The following is a 16011-nucleotide window of genomic DNA, read 5'->3' as shown; positions in this document are numbered from 1 at the left end:
CGGGTTTCTCTCGTCCCAGCTCACAGGCCGTTTCAGATGCTCCCGGCGAAAGTGTCGCACTTGGCCGGGTCGCCGCTCTGGTAACCGGTGGTGAACCACTTGACACGCTGCGCCGACGTGCCGTGGGTGAAGCCCTCGGGATTGACCCGGCCCTGGGTCCGCTCCTGGATGCTGTCGTCGCCCACGGCCGAGGCCGCGCTGAGCGCCTCCTCGATGTCCGTCTTCGTGAACGGCTTCTCGAACAGGCCGGTCTCGTACGCGTTCTTGGCCCAGGCGCCCGAGTAGCAGTCGGCCTGCAGCTCCAGCCGGACCGAGCCGCTCTCCGGACCACTCTCCGGGCCCTGCTGTGCCTTGGCGTTGGTGCCGAGAAGGTTCTGGACGTGGTGACCGTACTCGTGGCCGATCACGTAAGCCTGGGCGAAGGGACCGCCCTTGGCGCCGAACTTGCTCTCCAGTTCCTTGAAGAAGCTGAGATCCAGGTAGACCTGGCGGTCGGCCGGGCAGTAGAACGGGCCGACGGAGGCGTCGGCGGCACCGCACGCGGTGTCGACCTGGCCGGAGAACATGACGGTCTTGGCCGGCTCGTACCCCTGGACCGCCTTCGGCCAGTAGTCCTGGATGCTGTTGACGACGCCGACGACCCGGCACTCCTCGTTCTGGTCGGCGTCCTGCCCTGTCTTGCACTGGGCGGTGAGGTCGGAGCTCGGACCCACCGGGGCCGGTTGGGAGGAGCCGCCGGTGATGTCCCCGGGGTTGATCCCGAATATCAGGGCCACGATGAGCGCGATGATTCCCGCCGCGCCGCCGCCGACCGCGAGCCCACCACCGGGGATCCTCCCCCCACCGCCGCGACTCTCCACCTGCGAGCTGTCCAGCTGGGCGTCATCCTTGAAATCCATCGCCGACGTCCCTTCGATCCGCTTGGGACCCTCCGACTGCCCAGGGGAGGGCCGGCCATGCCGACGGGGCCGGACACCCCCTCGGGGAAGGCGCCGTGGCTCGGTTGATCAGGTGACCGGGGCGGGACGCCCGCGGGTCCCGTCTCGTCCGCCGGGCCGCGATCGGGCGACCGGGTGGAGCGGACTTCTCCCTTCGCTGTCCTGGACATTCCCCGCACGGCTGTCCTGGACATTCCCCGCACGCGTCCGTCTACGCGGGCAACCGGCTGGTCAGGGCCTGTGAGGCGGCCGGAACGCGGCCCTGCCGGGCGGTTCGGGGGCCGTTACCGGTTTCGGCACTTTCTCGGCACGAGGGTTCGCCTATTTTCTGCTCTCCCGCACGGTACGGGGCCTCCCGGGCCGTGCATCGGTCGCTCGGCGGCAGGGGTCGCCGGCGATGGCCTCGCACGTGGCCCCTCCGGAAGAGAAGATGAAGACGTCCCAGCTGCGCGTATCGCCTGCCGTTCCGCCGGAAACCCTCCCGGCGAGGTCCCCGTCACCGGAGACCTCGCGGGAGCACCACCTCGGCGTACTCGTGCGCGAACACGAGAAGGCGCTGTTGGCCTACACCGAGAAACTGCTGCACGACCGCCACCTGGCCGAGGACATCGTGCAGGAGACCTTGATCCGCGCGTGGCACCACGCGGAGCGCCTGCACGACTCCCAGGGATCGGTGCGCGGCTGGCTGCTCACGGTCGCCAGGAACCTGGTGATCGACCGGTCCCGGAGTGGTTTCCATCGCTACGAGGTGATCGGCACCGAGACCCTGGACGTGCTGCAGCGTGACCACGCGGACATGGTGGTGGCGGCGGTGGCGGTCACCGAGATGCTCGACTCGCTCTCCGTGGAGCACCGCGAGGTGCTCGTCCACACCTACCTTCGGGGACGCACCGTCAGCGAGGCGGCCAAGGTCCTCGGCATACCGGTCGGCACGGTGAAGTCCCGGCAGTACTACGCGCTGAACCACCTGCGGACGCACGAGAGGTACGAGAGGCCGCGGGCGGCGGCCTGAAGGCGGGGCGGGTGGCCCGCCCGCGCCCGTCCCCGGCGGAGTGGCCGGCCTGCCGCCTCGCCTGCCGCGTTCCCGGCGGTCACGGTTCCCCGCGCTCGAGGTTCCCCGCGGTCGAGGTTTCCCGCGGTCGAGGTTTCCCGCGGTCACGCCGGGGCCGTCACCGCCAGGCGCAGGACGGGAATCTCCACCGAGCCGTCCGGGCTGGCCCGCCAGCGCCAGTGGGAGCCGTCGGCGTCTCCGCACACCAGGGCGGTCCAACCGGCCCCTCCGGGACCGCTCAGCGCGGCCAGCTCCGCGTTCTCCCGCGCCGCGGGCGTGCCGGGTACGACCAGCAGCGCCTCCAGCGGGCGGGGGCGGGCCGTCGCCCGCAGCGTGCCGGTCCCGCGCGCCGCGGCCGGGACGTCCGCGGTACGCCGGCCGGAGGGCTCGACCCTCGGCATGGCGGGGGGAAGGGCGACGGCCAGGCCGTCCGCCACCTGGATCACGGCCACCGGCACCGCCGGCCTGTCGCGGGCCACCCCGGCGAGCAGTCCCTGTACGACGTCGCGGGCCACCCCACGGTCACCGGTGACGCTCAGCGCCCCGTCCAGCCGGCCGAGGTCCACGAAGACCTTCCCTCCTCGCTCGTCAACGCCCACCGCCACCAGGCACGGCGCGGGGACGTCCGGGCGGTGGGCGGAGGGACGTGCGAAGGCGCCGGCCGGGCGCCACCAGCGCGCCTCGCCCAGATCCCGCCAGGGGGCCGGCGGAGTGCCGGTGGTCGCCACCCACGCGGTGACTCCCCCGTCGCCGACGGAGACCGCGTGCACGGCGTGCTCCCCGGAGCCGGTGAGTTCGGCCAGGGCCCCGTAGGCCAGCCGCGGGGACTCCCCGTCCCCCGCGAAGGCCGTCGTCAGCGACCTCCTGAACCTGAGCCTGCGCGCCCGGCGAGCCGGTTCCCCGAGGCGATGGACCGCGCGCGCCACCGCGCCGAACGCGCGCCGCACCTGCCGCCTGGCCATGATCCCGGCGGTCAGCAGTGCCAGCAGCAGGGTGCCCAGCCCCGCGAGCACGGCCGGGAGCGGGAGCACGATCGCGGTGGAGTCCTGCGGGGACCGGGTCCCGGCGGGCGCCGTGTCCGCGGTGTCTCCGGACTGCGTGTCTCCGGGCTGCGTGTCCCCGGATTGTCCCGTGCCGCCGGGGCGCCCCGAGGCGTCCGGCTGTCCCGCGTCGCCGGACTGTCCCGTGCCGCCGCCGGTCTCCCGGGCCAGCCGCACGTCGGGGCCGCGCGCGTCCGCGGGGAGCCTCAGGATCCAGCCGGCCCTGAGGTCGGCGGGGTTCTGAAGGGCGGATCCGTCGGCCTGGACGCGCCCGCGGTTGAGTTCGAAGATCTCGCCGGCCCGGTTCGGGTCACCCAGGGTGCGCGCGGCGGCGTTCGCCAGGGTGTCCGGCGTCCCGCCGTTCTGCTCGGCCGTCTTGACCACGTACACCTTGACGAGGTCGTCGCCTTCCGCGGCGGCCGCTGCCCCGGCGAGGCAACCGAGGTACAGGGCGGACCCCAGGGCCAGCAGCACGACGGCCGCCACTCGTCGCAGGGCCGCCCGCCCGCGCCGTCCCGCCCCTCCGGATCCCTCAAGGGACCGGTGGACCGCGCCGGAGCCGCCGCTCCTCACCATGTGGTTCCACCCATCTTCTCGGCGCCCGTCGTGCTCTGGTCCGGCACCCGGGGGACTGGAGGCCCCACCGCGCCTCACAGGGCACACGTGGCGGACGCGAAAAGGGTTCGACGCGATTTCACCTAAGTCGGTTTTGAACCTTTTGCTGTAGAGAGTCCGTGTATGTCGGGCAAGCAGTCATCATCCGGGGGGATCAGGTGCCGCGACGACACAGCTCAGGGTTCGACGTGCTCGGCATGTCGGAGGACCCCACCCCGGGGGATCCCGACGAGATCCGGCGCCTCGCGGACCGCTACCGGCAGGTCGGCCGGCAGGCCGAGACCGCCACCCGGATCCTGGGAAGCGGCGGTGCCGTGGAGCAGGGCTCGGGAAAGGCCATGGACGCGCTGCGCAAGCAGTTGAAGTCACTGCCCGACAAGCTGAACAAGACGGCGGAGTCCTTCTCCCAGGCGGCCGGCGCGTACGAGGCCTACGCCGGGCAGCTGCAGGAGGCGCAGTCGCAGGTGGACAGGGCGATGGACCAGGCCGGACCCGTGGCGGGCGCGGCCGGCCAGACCGTCCCCGCGCTCGCGCCGGACGCCACCGACCAGCAGCGGGCGGACGCGCGCCGGCAGCAGGACGGCATCGACGCCGCCCAGCAGACGATGTCGGCCGCCAGGCGCCTGGCCGAGGACGCCAGGAACCTTCGCGAGCAGGCGTCCCGGCGGGCGGGCCAGGAGCTCGACGACGCGGCGGCGAAGGCGATCCCCGAGCGCAACTTCTTCCAGAAGATCGCGGACTTCTTCGCGGACTTCCCGTTCGTCAAGATCCTCATCGACATCCTCGTCGCGGTGGTCGCCGTCTTCTTCCCCGTGGCCGGTTTTCTCCTGGGCGCGGCGTTATTCGCCTTCCAGACCGCCCAACAGATCGTCACCGGTGATTTCAAAGCCGGTGACTTCGCGGCCGGGATCCTCGCCCTCGTTCCGGGCGCCGCCCTCCTCAAACTGGGCGGCAGGGCGGCCGGCGGCTTCGGCAAGCTCACCCCCGCGCTGGCCGGCGGGGCCTCGGCGCAGGGAGGCTTCGTCCGCGTGATTCCCGGGAGCATCACCAAGTTCGCGGACACGATCACCAACTCCAGGGCCGTCGCGGTGGTCTTCCAGAGCCCGGCCGGGAAGCTGGCCGTCGGAGCGGTCGGCGACTTCGGCGTGCGGGTCGGCCAGGAGGCGGTCGTCAAGAAACTCAACGGCGACGAGATCACCGCCGGCAACCTGCTGGCGGGTGCCGCCGCGGGAGCCCTGGTCGGGGCGGGCATCAAGGGAGGGCGTGCCGCCAAGGACGGGGAGTTCGCCGGGGGCGCCTTCACTCCCCCGCCCGCCGGTCCTGCGGGTACCACGGGGGCCGCGGGCTCCGTGGGTGCTGCCGGTAGCGCGGGTAACGCGGGTTCCGCCGGCGCCACGGGTTCCGCGGGGGCCACGGCCGGAGGTACCGGGAAGGTCCAGGCCCCGGAGCCGCCTCCCAGCCTGCGTGACAATGCCATCGAGCAAGGGTTCCGCCTGACCCAGGAAGGTGCCGCCAGCGGTGCCAAGGTCGGCGTCGCGGTCGCGGAGGGCGAGGATCCCGGTGCCGCGATCCTCAACGAGGCGGGCAACTTCCTTCCGCTGGCGGTCGGCCCGGTGGGCAAGCGCGCCGCCTCGCAGGGCATCGACTCGCTCATCCCGATCAAAGGCACCCCGCCGCAGGGATCCGGCGCCGGTTCTCCCGCTCCGGTGACCCCGGCTCCGGCGACCCCCGCCCCCGCCTCGGCCTCCACCCCGGCCCCATCTCAGGGCGCCCCGCAGGGCACATCCTCCGGCGCCGGATCCGCCACCGCCGATCCGGCGAACGTCCCGTTGCCTCCGTCGCCGACGGGTACGGGCCGGCCGGCCTCTCCCGATCCGGCGAACGTCCCGTTGCCTCCGTCACCGACGAGCCCGACGAACTCCGCGAACTCCGCGAACTCCGCGAGCCCGGACGGGCCGCCTTCCCAGACCTCCACCCCTTCCCAGACCTCCACCCCTTCCCAGACCTCCACCCCTTCCCAGACCTCCTCCGCCTCCACCGAGCCGCAGGACATCCCCCTCCCGCCCTCGCCGACCACTCCCTGAAGCTCCCATCGGGCAGGCCGGCAGGGCCTCACAGACCTCCACCGCCGGTGGACGGATGACAGACGAATCACAACAGGAGAAACCAATGCCCAACTTCGCAGTCAACTCCGACGAGACCGCCTCGACCTCCACGGCGCTCCTCAACGACTTCTCCCAGCTACAGGACAAGCTCACCGAGGTGCGCGGCAAGATCCAGAACCTGCTGGCCCAGGGGTACAGCACCCCGGCGGCCCAGCAGAAGTTCCAGCCCTTCTTCGACGAGTTCGCCCGGGGCTTCGACCAGGTGAACCAGTCGCTGCAGGGCATCGGCCAGTACGTCAAGGCCGTCGGCGACGCGTTCTCCCAGACCGACGAGCAGCTGGGTTCCAACCTGTCGTAACGGGAGCGCCCGCCGTGAGGGGGCCGGTCCCGTGTCCCGGGCCGGGACACGGCCGTCCGCGCGTCGTCGAGGCGCGCCCCGCCACTCACAGCGCCCCGCCGCTCACATCACTCACAGCGCCACACCACTCACATACGAGGAATCGATTGCCGTGCGTTTGAACATCAGCGTCCGGAACCCGCGGGACGGCGGGGCCTCCACGGCCGTCGTCGTGGACGCCGAACCCTCCGCGCGAGTGGGGCGGCTGGCCGTGGAGCTGGCGCGGGCCGTCGATCCCGAGGGCGACGGGGGCCCTTCGGGAACCGGGCCGGTCCTCTACATCGGCTCCGACCCCGCCGACCCCGAGGCCACCCTGTACGCCGCCGGCGTGCGAGACGGCCTGGACCTCGGGCTCGGCGCCCCGGTGCCCCGGGAGCCTGAGCCCGAGGGCCTGGTGGAGCTGAGGGTGGTCAGCGGCCCGAGGGCGGGGACGTCCTTCCGGCTGCCGCCCGGCGAGTACGAGATCGGCGGCGCGGCCACTTGCCGGATCCCGCTGTCCCCCGGGGCGCCGGCGATCGCGGCCAGGGTGCGCGTCCGGGTGGACCGGACCGTAGGGGTGACGGCGGTCGAGCACGTCCTGCTGGACGGCAAGGAGCTGTCCGGCGCCGAGGACTGGGCCGACTGGCCCGAGGGAAGCCAGCTCGCCGCCGGTGACACCCTGCTGGAACTGGCCGTGCCGACGACCGCGCGGGTGCCCCTCACCCCGGCGGCCGACGGGCTGGGACTGGAGTTCAACCGGCCGCCGCGTTTCCGCGCCACCAGCGGTGCCGCCCGCTTCCGGCTGCCGAGCGCGCCGATCAAACCGGAGAAAAGACCCATCCCGCTGCTGCCGATCCTGCTGGTCCCGGCGGGCGGGGCCCTGGTCTCCATCCTGGTCACCGGCAACTGGACGTTCATCTTCCTCGCGCTGCTGTCGCCGATCGGCGCGCTGGCCACCCAGTTCGGCAGCCGCAAGCAGACGCAGCTCAGTTACGAGCAGAAACTCCGCGAGTACGAGGAGTCCATGACGCGGGTGCGCGCCGACGTGGACACCGCCGTGCTGCGGGAGCAGCACGTGCTCCGGCTGTCCCACCCCGACCCGGCCTCCCTGCTCCAGATGGCCACCCAGCCCTCGGAACGACTGTGGGAACGCCGGTGGCAGGACCCGGACTTCCTCGAGGTGCGGGTGGGCACCGCCGATCTACCCTCCTCGCTGACCGTGGAGGACCCCGCACTGGACGAGCACCGCCGTACCACCGTGCCGTCACTGACCCAGGTCCCCGTGCCGATCTCGCTGCGCGGCGCCGGGGTGACCGGCGTCGCGGGCCGGGACGCCGCGAACCTGGCCCGCTGGATGGCGGCCCAGGCCGCGGCCCTGCACAGCCCCGCCGACCTGCGGATCCTGGTGCTCGCCGGTCCCGACGGCGAGGAGGGCTGGTCGTGGGTGCGCTGGCTGCCGCACTGCCGGCCGCAGGGCGAGGACGCCTACGCGCTGGTCGGCAGCACCGCCGACTCGATGGCCCGCAGGATCGGCGAGCTGGGCCAGCTGGTCGCCGCCCGGATGGCGGCGGGTCCCGGGGTGCCCAGGGGCGGTGCCGCGGGTTCCCCGGACGTCCTGGTGGTGCTCGACCAGGCCCGCCGGGCGCGGTCGCTGCCGGGAGTCGTCGCGCTGCTGCGTGACGGTCCCGCCGTGGGCGTCTACACGATCTGCCTGGACCGCGAGGAGCGGTTGCTGCCGGAGGAGTGCGCCGCGGTGGTGGCCACCGGCCCCGAGGGCGTCGTCGTGCGCACCGGTCCGGGAGCGCCCCCGGAGAACGTGCGCGTCGACTCTCCCGACGCCGGCTGGTACGAGCACCTGGCCCGGGCGCTCGCACCGCTGCGCGGGGTCGGGGACGGCGACGAGAGCGCGCTTCCCGGCTCGGTGCGGCTGCTGGACCTGCTGGGGATCGAGCCGCCGACCGCCGGCGCCGTCGCCGCGGGCTGGGCGCTGGCCGGCCGCAGCACCCGGGCGATCCTGGGCGCCGGGTACGACGGCGACTTCTCGGTGGACCTGGTCCGTGACGGGCCGCACGCGCTGGTGGCCGGGACGACCGGCTCCGGCAAGTCGGAACTGCTGCAGACCCTGGTCGCCACGCTCGCCGTGGTGAACCGGCCCGACGAGATGACGTTCGTCCTGGTCGACTACAAGGGCGGCAGCGCCTTCGCCGAGTGCGCCGACCTGCCGCACACCGTCGGCCTGGTCACCGACCTGGACACCCACCTGGTGGAGCGCGCCCTGGTCTCCCTGGGGGCGGAGCTGCGCCGCCGCGAGCAGTTGCTGGCGGCGGCGGGCGCGAAGGACATCGAGGACTACCTGGACAAGCGGGCGCGGGGCGGCGACGTGCTCGGCCCGCTGCCCCGGTTGCTGCTGGTGATCGACGAGTTCGCGTCCATGGCCCGCGAGCTGCCCGACTTCATCTCCGGCCTGGTCAACATCGCCCAGCGGGGCCGGTCGCTCGGCATCCACCTGGTCCTGGCGACCCAGCGGCCCAGCGGCGCGGTGACGGCGGACATCCGCGCCAACACCAACCTGCGGATCGCGCTGCGCACGACCGACGCGGGCGAGAGCCGCGACATCATCGACGCGCCCGACTCCGGCGACATCTCCCCCGGCACGCCGGGGCGGGCGTACGCGAGGCTGGGCCCGTCGGCGCTGCTGCCCTTCCAGGCGGGCCGGGTGGGCGGCCGGCGGCCGTCCGGACTGGTCGCCGCGCAGGTCGAGGCGCCGGTGCGGGCCCACGAGATCAGCTGGCGTGAGCTGGGCGGGCCGGTGCCGCGCGGTGCCGGGACCGCCGGCGCCGCGAGCGCCCAGGAGGCCGTCACCGACCTGGCGGTCCTGGCCGGGGTCGTCGCGGAGGCCGCCCTGGTGGCCGGCGTGGCCCGCCAGCCCAGCCCGTGGCTTCCGCCGCTGCCGGAGGTGCTGCGCTGGACCGAACCGGCCGGGCCCAAACCACCGGGAGAACGGGATCCGGCCCTGCCCGCCGTGGAGTACGGCCTGGTCGACCTGCCCGCGGACCAGGCGCGCAGCGCGCTCGTCCTCGACCTCGACCGGTCCGGCCACCTGCACATCATCGGCTCGCCGCGCAGCGGGCGCTCCCAGACCCTGCGGACCCTGGCCGCCGCCCTCGGCCGGGCCCACGGCGTGGAGGACGTCCACCTCTACGGCATCGACTGCGGCAACGGATCCCTCAACGCGCTGGCCGCCCTCCCGCACTGCGGCGCGGTCATCGACCGCAACCAGACGGAGCGGCTGGGCCGGCTGCTGGACCGCCTCACCGCCGAGCTGAGCGCCCGCCAGTCGCTGCTCGGCGCGCGCGGCACCGCCGACCTGGCCGAGTACCGCAGGATGGCGGCGGCCGGCGAGCGGCCGCCGCACATCGTCGTCATGGTGGACCGGTTCGAGGTCTTCGAGCGGGAGTTCGTCTCCTTCGACAACGGCAGCTACCTGGAGCGGCTGATGCGCCTGCTGCGGGACGGCGCGGGGGTGGGCATCCACCTGGTGCTGGCCGGTGACCGCGTCCTGGGCTCGGCCCGTTTCGCGGGCACCACCGAGGACAAGATCGTGCTGCGGCTCAACGACCGTACCGACTACTCGGCGGTGGGCCTCACGCAGCGGTCGGCGCCGTCGGACCCGCCTCCCGGGCGGGGCATCAGGACGCAGGACACCAGCGAGGTGCAGATCGCGGTCCTCGGTCCCGATCTCTCCGGCACCGCGCAGGCGTCCGTCCTCGTCGCGCTGGGTGAGGAACTGGCGCTCCGCGAGGCGGACGTCCCGCGGTCGCGCCGGCCGATACGCCTGGACGCGCTTCCCGACCAGGTCTCCTACCCGGCCGCGTCCGCGCTGCGGGCGAACCCCGGGCCGATGCGCCCGCTGGCCGGTGTCGGGGGCGACACCCTGGCGGGGCTGGGACCCGACCTGGCGGACGTGCCGACGTTCGTCGTCGCGGGGCCGCCCCGTACGGGGCGCAGCACGGCGCTCGTCACCATGGCCCGCTCCCTGCTGGAACAGGGAACGGGACTGATCGTGCTCGCGCCGCGGCGGTCGCCGCTGCGCGAGCTGGAGGGCACGCCGGGAGTGGCGGCCGTCCTGACCGACTCCGAGGTGTCCGCCGCCGCCTTCCGCGCGGTGCTCGGCGACGTGCCGCAGGAGAACGCGGTGATCATGGTGGACGACGCGGAGCTGTTCATGCAGTCGGAGATCGACGCCGACCTCGCGCTCCTGGCCCGCGGCGGCGCCGGGAACGGGTGGGGGCTGGTCCTCGCGGGCAACGCCGAGGCGCTCTCCTACGGCCTGGCCGGCTGGGTCGGGCAGGTCAAGCGCAACCGCTCCGGGATGCTCCTGTCCCCGCAGGGCCTGAGCGACGGCGAGGTGATCGGCGTCAAGCTCTCTCGCGGCCTGGTGGGACGGGCTCCCCAGCCCGGCCGGGGACTGCTGCACCTGGGCGACGGGACCCTGATCACCGTGCAGGTGCCGAACACGGCGGTCACCGGGTGAACGCGCCGGACGGAGGTCGAGGCGGTCCCGCCGTCCCCGCCTCCGTCCGGCCGCCCGGGGTCAGGCGCCCGCGGACGCCTCGGCGGGCAGGAACCGGAAGGTGCCGCTGATCGCGTCGAACAGCTCGTAGACCTCCTCGGCGAGCGGGAGGTTGGGGCTCGCGCAGGTGACGACCAGGTAGTCGCGCGTCGACTCGGGGATGGGCACCACGGTGTGCATGGTCAGCATCCGGATCGAGATGTCGGCGGTGAGCGGGGCCTCCTCGGTGCCGGTGATCCTGGCCACCTGCCCGATGTCCGGAAGCGTCACCGCGGAGACCGTGCGGTCCGCGGGCTCCTTCCCGCCCCCCTTCGGGGTGTTGCGGCCTTTCGGCCCGTTCGCGGCGGGCGGCGACAGCTGGGCCGCGAGCACCGGAAGGGTCAGCTCGCGGCCCGGCGGCACGGTGACGGCGAAGACCATCGCGTAGCCGAGGAAGAGCCCGTCGTCGAACATGGTGGCCGTACCGGCGGCGAACAGGGCGCCGCGCCGGCGGGCGGCCCGGCTGATCTCGCGGGCCTGCCGGAACAGGTCGTTGACCGCGATCTGCTCGCGCGGGCTGCCGGCGAGGGCGAGGGCGGCGGCGCGGGTCTCGGCGAGGACGCTCCCGGACAGGTCGAGGTCGGTCCAGGTGCCAGGGACGTCCAGCACGAAGCGGTCGACGGTCGTCATCAGCCACCTTCCAGGTGGGCCACGGCCTTGTCGTCGGTGTCCTTGAACGTCTCCAGGATCTGGTCGACGGCCTTCTTGATGGCCTCGCACTGCCGGTGCAGCTGCTTGCGGCCGTCGTTCCAGCGGCTCTCGAAGTGCTCACCCTGGTCGACCAGCGGGTATCCCACCGCCCTGTCGATGTCGATCCCGGACCTGTCGGTGTCGATGTGGTCGAGGACGAACCCGAGTGATCTCGACACCTCCTCGAGCTCCGATCCCGGAACTTTGATGTCGGCCATCGTGGCTCCCCCTCGTACGGTCGTGAGTGCGGTCTCCATGCGGAACACGAAAAAGAACGTGATTAGGTTCATAAAGGTAATATCCCCTTGAACCAAAGGGGCTGTTCGTCGCGTGTTCCGCAGGTGACACTCGAAAGCAACAGCAGCACGGCGCGCAGGCCGTACGCCCGCGCGCTGATCGTGACCGCCCTTCTCTGCGGCCTGGCGGGTGCCTCCGGCTGCGGCAAGGTCATCACGATCGGTGACGCCGCGCCGGCCACCGGGTCGCCGGCGGCCCCGGCGCCCGCCACCCCCCAGGCTCCGGCCCCCTCGACTCCCTCGGCTCCGGCGGCCGGCGACACCGCGCCGCCGTCCACCGGCGCGGCGCCGCAGCTGATCGACGGTTCGGCCGCGGAGAACGGCCTGACCGGCGACGGCGGGACGGTGCGGGGGGCGGCGGTCCAGGAGCGGCCGCCGGTCTGGGTGGAGCTCTCGGCCGTCGCCTCCCCCGCGCTGGGTGCCCACCTGGTCGACATCAACCGGTCGACGCTCTACAGGTTCGACAAGGACACCGCGCACCCCTCCCGGTCGAACTGCGAGGGCGACTGCGCCACCACCTGGCCGCCGGTGACCGTCCAGGAGGGAGGCCGCGTCTACGTGGCCGGCGTCGATCCCTCGCGCGTCGGGGCGATCCGCCGGGGCGACGGAGGGGTGCAGCTCACCGTCGGCGGGTGGCCCGTCTACCGCTACTCCGGGGACGAGAAGCCCGGTGACGCGAACGGCCAGGGTGTCGGCGGCACGTGGTTCGCGGTGGCGCCCCACGGCGCCAGGGCGGTACCGCAGTAACGTCTCACTTCCCCCAAAAAAGTGGACAAATTACCCATAATGGACATAGTTGGGAGGGGTGACCGCGCTCCGGACCTCTCTGTGAGCGGGCGCTGACATCAGGGAAACCGATGCCGGGGAGCTGGGATGACGCCCACAGAGGCCGCGCGTGAGCCCGTGCGGTTCGCGATCCTGGGACCCGTGCTGGGCTGGCGGGGGGATACGGAGCTCGACCTGGGACCGCCCCGGCAGCGGGCGCTGCTGGCCGTGCTGCTCGCCTGCGCCGGCCGCCCCGTCGGCCTGGCCGAGATCGTCGACATCCTGTGGGGCGAGGACCCGCCGGACAGCGCGGTCAACGTGGTCCAGCGGCACGTCGGCGCGTTGCGGCGGCTGCTCGAACCCGGCCTGCCGCGCAGGGCGGTGGGCCGGTGGCTGATACGCAGCGGCGGCGGCTACCGGCTGGACGTCGACGCCGGCACGCTCGACCTCCTGCGGTTCCGCCACCTCGTCGATCTGGCCAGGGAGGCAGGCCCCGACGGGCCGCGGGCCGGGCGGCTGCTCGTCGACGCCCTGGAGCTGTGGCGGAGACCGGTCGCCGAGGGGATCGCCGCCGAGGTGCGGGCCCACCCGGTTTTCGTGGCGCTGGACCAGGAACACCTCGCCGTGCTGAAAGAGGCGGCCGACACGGTGCTGCGCGGCGGCCCGGTGGCCCCGCTGGTGCCGATGCTCCAGCAGGCCGCGGCACTCAACCCCTTCGACGAGCCGCTCCACGCCCGGCTGGTGCTCGCCCTGGCGGCCACCGGCCACCGGGCCGAGGCACTGGGCACCTACCGGGCCGCGTACTCGCGGCTGGCCGAGAAGCTGGGCATCAGCCCCGGCCCCGAGCTGAGCTCCGCCCACGAGCAGGTGCTCGGGCAGACGGCGTCCGAGGCGCCCTTGGCCGCGCCGGTCATCGCGGGCCCGCCGCGCCCGGCCCAGCTCCCCGCCGACCTGCCCGCCTTCGCCGGACGGAGGGAGGAACTCGCCCAGGTGTCCGCCCTGCTCCCGGAGGGGCCGCGGCTCGCGGCGGCCGTGACGATCATCGCGATCGAGGGGATGGCCGGGATCGGCAAGACCACCCTCGCGGTGCACTGGGCCCATCGGGTCGCCCATCTGTTCCCCGACGGCCAGCTGTACGTCAACCTGCGAGGGTTCGACGCCGGCGGGACGGTCCTGGACCCGACCGAGGCGATCCGCGGGTTCCTGGCGGCGCTGTACGTCCCGTCGCGGGACGTCCCCGCCCGCCTTGACGACCAGGCCGCGCTGTACCGCAGCCTGCTGGCCGACCGGAGGATGCTGATCCTGCTGGACAACGCCCGCGACACCGAGCAGGTACGGCCCCTGCTTCCCGGCGCGCCCGGCTGCCTGGTCGTCGTCACCGGCCGCCACCAGTTCTCCGGCCTGGTGGCCGCGGAAGGCGCCCGCTCGCTCACTCTCGGCCTGCTCTCCGACGCCGAGGCGCGGGAGTTCCTCACGCTGCGACTCGGCGCGGACCGGGTGGCGTCCGAACCCGCCGCCGTACAGGAGATCACCGACCTGTGTGCCAGGCTGCCCCTCGCGCTGTCGGTCGCCGCCGCGCGGGCGGCGAGCCGGCCGGCCTTCCCGCTCGCCGTCATCGCCGCCGAACTGCGGGCGGTCCACGGCAGCCTCGACGCCTTCACCGGCGGTGACGGCCCCGACGTCGGCGCGGTCTTCTCCTGGTCGTACCGGGCGCTCACCCCGCCCTCCGCCCGGTTGTTCCGCCTCGTCGCGCTGCATCCCGGCCCTCACCTCAGCGTGCCGGCCGCCGCCGCGCTCGGCGCCGTCCCCGTCCACCGGGCGCGCCTCATGCTCGACGAGCTGACCCGCGCCCACCTCCTCGTCGAGCACGCCCCCGGCCGCTACGGCTGCCACGACCTGCTCCGCTCCTACGCCGCCGAGCGCAGCCGGGACCAGGAGACCGAGAGCGAGCGCCACGCGGCGGTCCGCCGCCTGCTGGACCACTACCTGCACACCGCTCACCGCGCGGCCCTGTTGTTCTCCCCGCACCGGAACCCGATCCCCCTGACGGCCCCGGCGCCGGGGGTCTTTCCCGAGGATCTCGCCGACTACGGGCAGGCGGCCGCCTGGTTCACCGCCGAGCACCCCACGCTGCTGGCCGTCCTCGAGTCGGTCGCCGACACCGGGTTCGGCGCCTACGCCTGGCGGCTGGCCTGGACCATGGAGCACTTCATGGACCGGCACGGGCACTGGCACGACCTGGTGACCGCGCAGCGCATCGCGCTGAGGACCGCGCAGCGGCTCGGCGACCCCGCAGGGACGGCCCACGCCCACCGGGGGCTCGCCCGCGCCGAGGCCGACCTGGGCCGCCACGAGGAGGCGCGGCTCCACCTCGAACGGGCGCTGGCGCTGTTCGTCGAGACCGGAGACGGCGACGACCAGGCGCACACCCACCGCCAGCTCAGCTGGGTGTTCGAGCAGCAGGCCAGGTACGGCGGCGCGCTCGTCCACGCCCAGCGGGCCCTCACCCTGTTCCGGAAGGCGGGCCGGCGGGCCGGGCAGGCCGCGGCGCTCAACGCGGTCGGCTGGTACCACGCCCTGCTCGGCCACCATGAGCAGGCCCTCGGCCACTGCCGTCAGGCCCTCGTTCTCCTGGAGGAACTCGACGACCACTACGGCCAGGCCGACACCTGGGACAGCCTGGGGTACGCCCACCACCACCTCGGCCACCACGAGCAGGCCGTCGCCGGCTACCGGCGCGCCCTGGACTTGTACCGGCTGCTGGGAGTCCGCTACGGCGAGGCGGACACGCTCACCCGGCTCAGCGCGACCTATCTCGCGGACGGCCGTCCCCGGGAGGCCCGCGCCGCCCTGGAGCGGGCACTGGCGATCTTCGACGATCTCGGCCACTCCGACGCCGAACGGGTCCGCACCAGGCTGCGCGACCTCGACGGCTCTCTCAGCCGCGACCGGAGGTGAGATCACCTCTCCAGGCCGGGGCCGGGACCCGAACCGAGCCCTTTGTGGACGCGCTGAGAGCGAATCGGAGGAGAGCAGCCGTGTCCTCGACCACGGCTGTGCTTGCGGCCTCGACGCGGCGTACCAGGTCGTATGCCTGTGCACGATCACGCCCCGGGGCCACGACGGCAAGCGTGCACCCTGAACTGTCTCAGCCCGATCGACTACGGGCGACAGTCCGCTGAAGTGCCCTTTGCCGCATGACAATCGGTGTCCGCGCTTCGGGGTGAACTCCGTCTTTCCGCTGCTCGCGAGACGTGCACCTGCGGGATTCGAACCCACGGGATTCGAACCCGCGGCCGCCGGTTCTGAAGTGGATCGCCATTTCCTCGCCTGGTGGGTGCAATGACCTGCTGCGAACCTGTGTGATCCCTACTAGGGAGGGGGAGGCCCTCCGTGTATCTCTGGATCTTGGTTTACGTCAGGGGCGAGACCGTCATCCACATCTCACCCGAGAGGCGTGGGTCACCTTCCGCGCCGCGCTGTCGCCCCCAGGACCTCCGTGACGCTCCGTGGCGGAGCACAA

10 protein-coding genes are annotated in these 16011 nt (G+C 73.4%); 6 read left to right on the top strand and 4 right to left on the bottom strand.

Features of this window, described 5'->3' with window-relative positions:
* Nucleotides 1-32 precede the first annotated feature (32 nt).
* The gene (locus AB0G15_RS12160) at nucleotides 33-899 is read right to left on the bottom strand and encodes a neutral zinc metallopeptidase (RefSeq protein ID WP_362837944.1); all 867 of its coding nucleotides are present in this window, start codon (nucleotides 897-899) and stop codon (nucleotides 33-35) included.
* 574 nt (nucleotides 900-1473) lie between these two features.
* Between AB0G15_RS12160 and AB0G15_RS12155 the strand changes: the two genes are divergently transcribed.
* The gene (locus AB0G15_RS12155; RefSeq protein ID WP_362837942.1) at nucleotides 1474-1950 is read left to right on the top strand and encodes a sigma-70 family RNA polymerase sigma factor; all 477 of its coding nucleotides are present in this window, start codon (nucleotides 1474-1476) and stop codon (nucleotides 1948-1950) included.
* 143 nt (nucleotides 1951-2093) lie between these two features.
* Here AB0G15_RS12155 and AB0G15_RS12150 read toward each other — a convergent pair whose 3' ends face one another.
* Nucleotides 2094-3605: a hypothetical protein gene (locus AB0G15_RS12150; RefSeq protein ID WP_362837940.1), complete on the bottom strand. Its 1512-nt coding sequence runs from the start codon at nucleotides 3603-3605 to the stop codon at nucleotides 2094-2096.
* A gap of 197 nt (nucleotides 3606-3802) precedes the next feature.
* Here AB0G15_RS12150 and AB0G15_RS12145 point away from each other — a divergent pair, with 197 nt between their 5' ends.
* From AB0G15_RS12145 to AB0G15_RS12135, 3 genes are all read left to right on the top strand, one after another.
* Nucleotides 3803-5728 (top strand): putative T7SS-secreted protein, encoded by a 1926-nt coding sequence (locus AB0G15_RS12145; RefSeq protein ID WP_362837938.1) that lies wholly within the window; start codon nucleotides 3803-3805, stop codon nucleotides 5726-5728.
* 85 nt (nucleotides 5729-5813) lie between these two features.
* Nucleotides 5814-6107 (top strand): WXG100 family type VII secretion target, encoded by a 294-nt coding sequence (locus AB0G15_RS12140; RefSeq protein WP_362837936.1) that lies wholly within the window; start codon nucleotides 5814-5816, stop codon nucleotides 6105-6107.
* A 151-nt stretch (nucleotides 6108-6258) separates the two neighbouring features.
* Nucleotides 6259-10659 (top strand): FtsK/SpoIIIE domain-containing protein, encoded by a 4401-nt coding sequence (locus AB0G15_RS12135; RefSeq protein WP_362837934.1) that lies wholly within the window; start codon nucleotides 6259-6261, stop codon nucleotides 10657-10659.
* Between the two features lie 60 nt (nucleotides 10660-10719).
* Here the strand turns inward: AB0G15_RS12135 and AB0G15_RS12130 are convergent, their stop codons facing one another.
* Both AB0G15_RS12130 and AB0G15_RS12125 read right to left on the bottom strand, forming a co-directional pair.
* The gene (locus AB0G15_RS12130) at nucleotides 10720-11367 is read right to left on the bottom strand and encodes a hypothetical protein (RefSeq protein ID WP_362837932.1); all 648 of its coding nucleotides are present in this window, start codon (nucleotides 11365-11367) and stop codon (nucleotides 10720-10722) included.
* Nucleotides 11367-11684: a hypothetical protein gene (locus AB0G15_RS12125; protein ID WP_362837930.1), complete on the bottom strand. Its 318-nt coding sequence runs from the start codon at nucleotides 11682-11684 to the stop codon at nucleotides 11367-11369. The genes AB0G15_RS12130 and AB0G15_RS12125 overlap by 1 nt, the downstream gene beginning before the upstream one ends.
* An 84-nt stretch (nucleotides 11685-11768) precedes the next feature.
* On the opposite strand from AB0G15_RS12125, the gene AB0G15_RS12120 reads away from it, so the two are divergent.
* Together AB0G15_RS12120 and AB0G15_RS12115 are read left to right on the top strand one after the other, a co-directional pair.
* Nucleotides 11769-12470, top strand: a complete 702-nt coding sequence (locus AB0G15_RS12120) for a hypothetical protein (protein WP_362837928.1) — start codon at nucleotides 11769-11771, stop codon at nucleotides 12468-12470.
* A gap of 126 nt (nucleotides 12471-12596) precedes the next feature.
* Nucleotides 12597-15446: a tetratricopeptide repeat protein gene (locus tag AB0G15_RS12115; RefSeq protein ID WP_362837926.1), complete on the top strand. Its 2850-nt coding sequence runs from the start codon at nucleotides 12597-12599 to the stop codon at nucleotides 15444-15446.
* The last annotated feature ends 565 nt before the right edge of the window (nucleotides 15447-16011 follow it).

Origin of the sequence: Streptosporangium sp. NPDC023825 (genome assembly GCF_040639575.1) — a bacterium.
Lineage (GTDB): Bacteria > Actinomycetota > Actinomycetes > Streptosporangiales > Streptosporangiaceae > Streptosporangium.
The sequence above is the reverse complement of the archived record's forward strand: the minus strand, read 5'-3'. Positions and strand labels throughout refer to the sequence as shown.

Excerpts from the sequence above, each read along its gene's own strand:
- AB0G15_RS12150 (WP_362837940.1), bottom strand. The coding sequence starts at position 3,605 with ATGGTGAGGAGCGGCGGCTCCGGCGCGGTCCACCGGTCCCTTGAGGGA.
- AB0G15_RS12125 (WP_362837930.1), bottom strand. The coding sequence starts at position 11,684 with ATGGAGACCGCACTCACGACCGTACGAGGGGGAGCCACGATGGCCGAC.
- AB0G15_RS12140 (WP_362837936.1), top strand. The coding sequence starts at position 5,814 with ATGCCCAACTTCGCAGTCAACTCCGACGAGACCGCCTCGACCTCCACG.
- AB0G15_RS12130 (WP_362837932.1), bottom strand. The coding sequence starts at position 11,367 with ATGACGACCGTCGACCGCTTCGTGCTGGACGTCCCTGGCACCTGGACC.
- AB0G15_RS12160 (WP_362837944.1), bottom strand. The coding sequence starts at position 899 with ATGGATTTCAAGGATGACGCCCAGCTGGACAGCTCGCAGGTGGAGAGT.
- AB0G15_RS12115 (WP_362837926.1), top strand. The coding sequence starts at position 12,597 with ATGACGCCCACAGAGGCCGCGCGTGAGCCCGTGCGGTTCGCGATCCTG.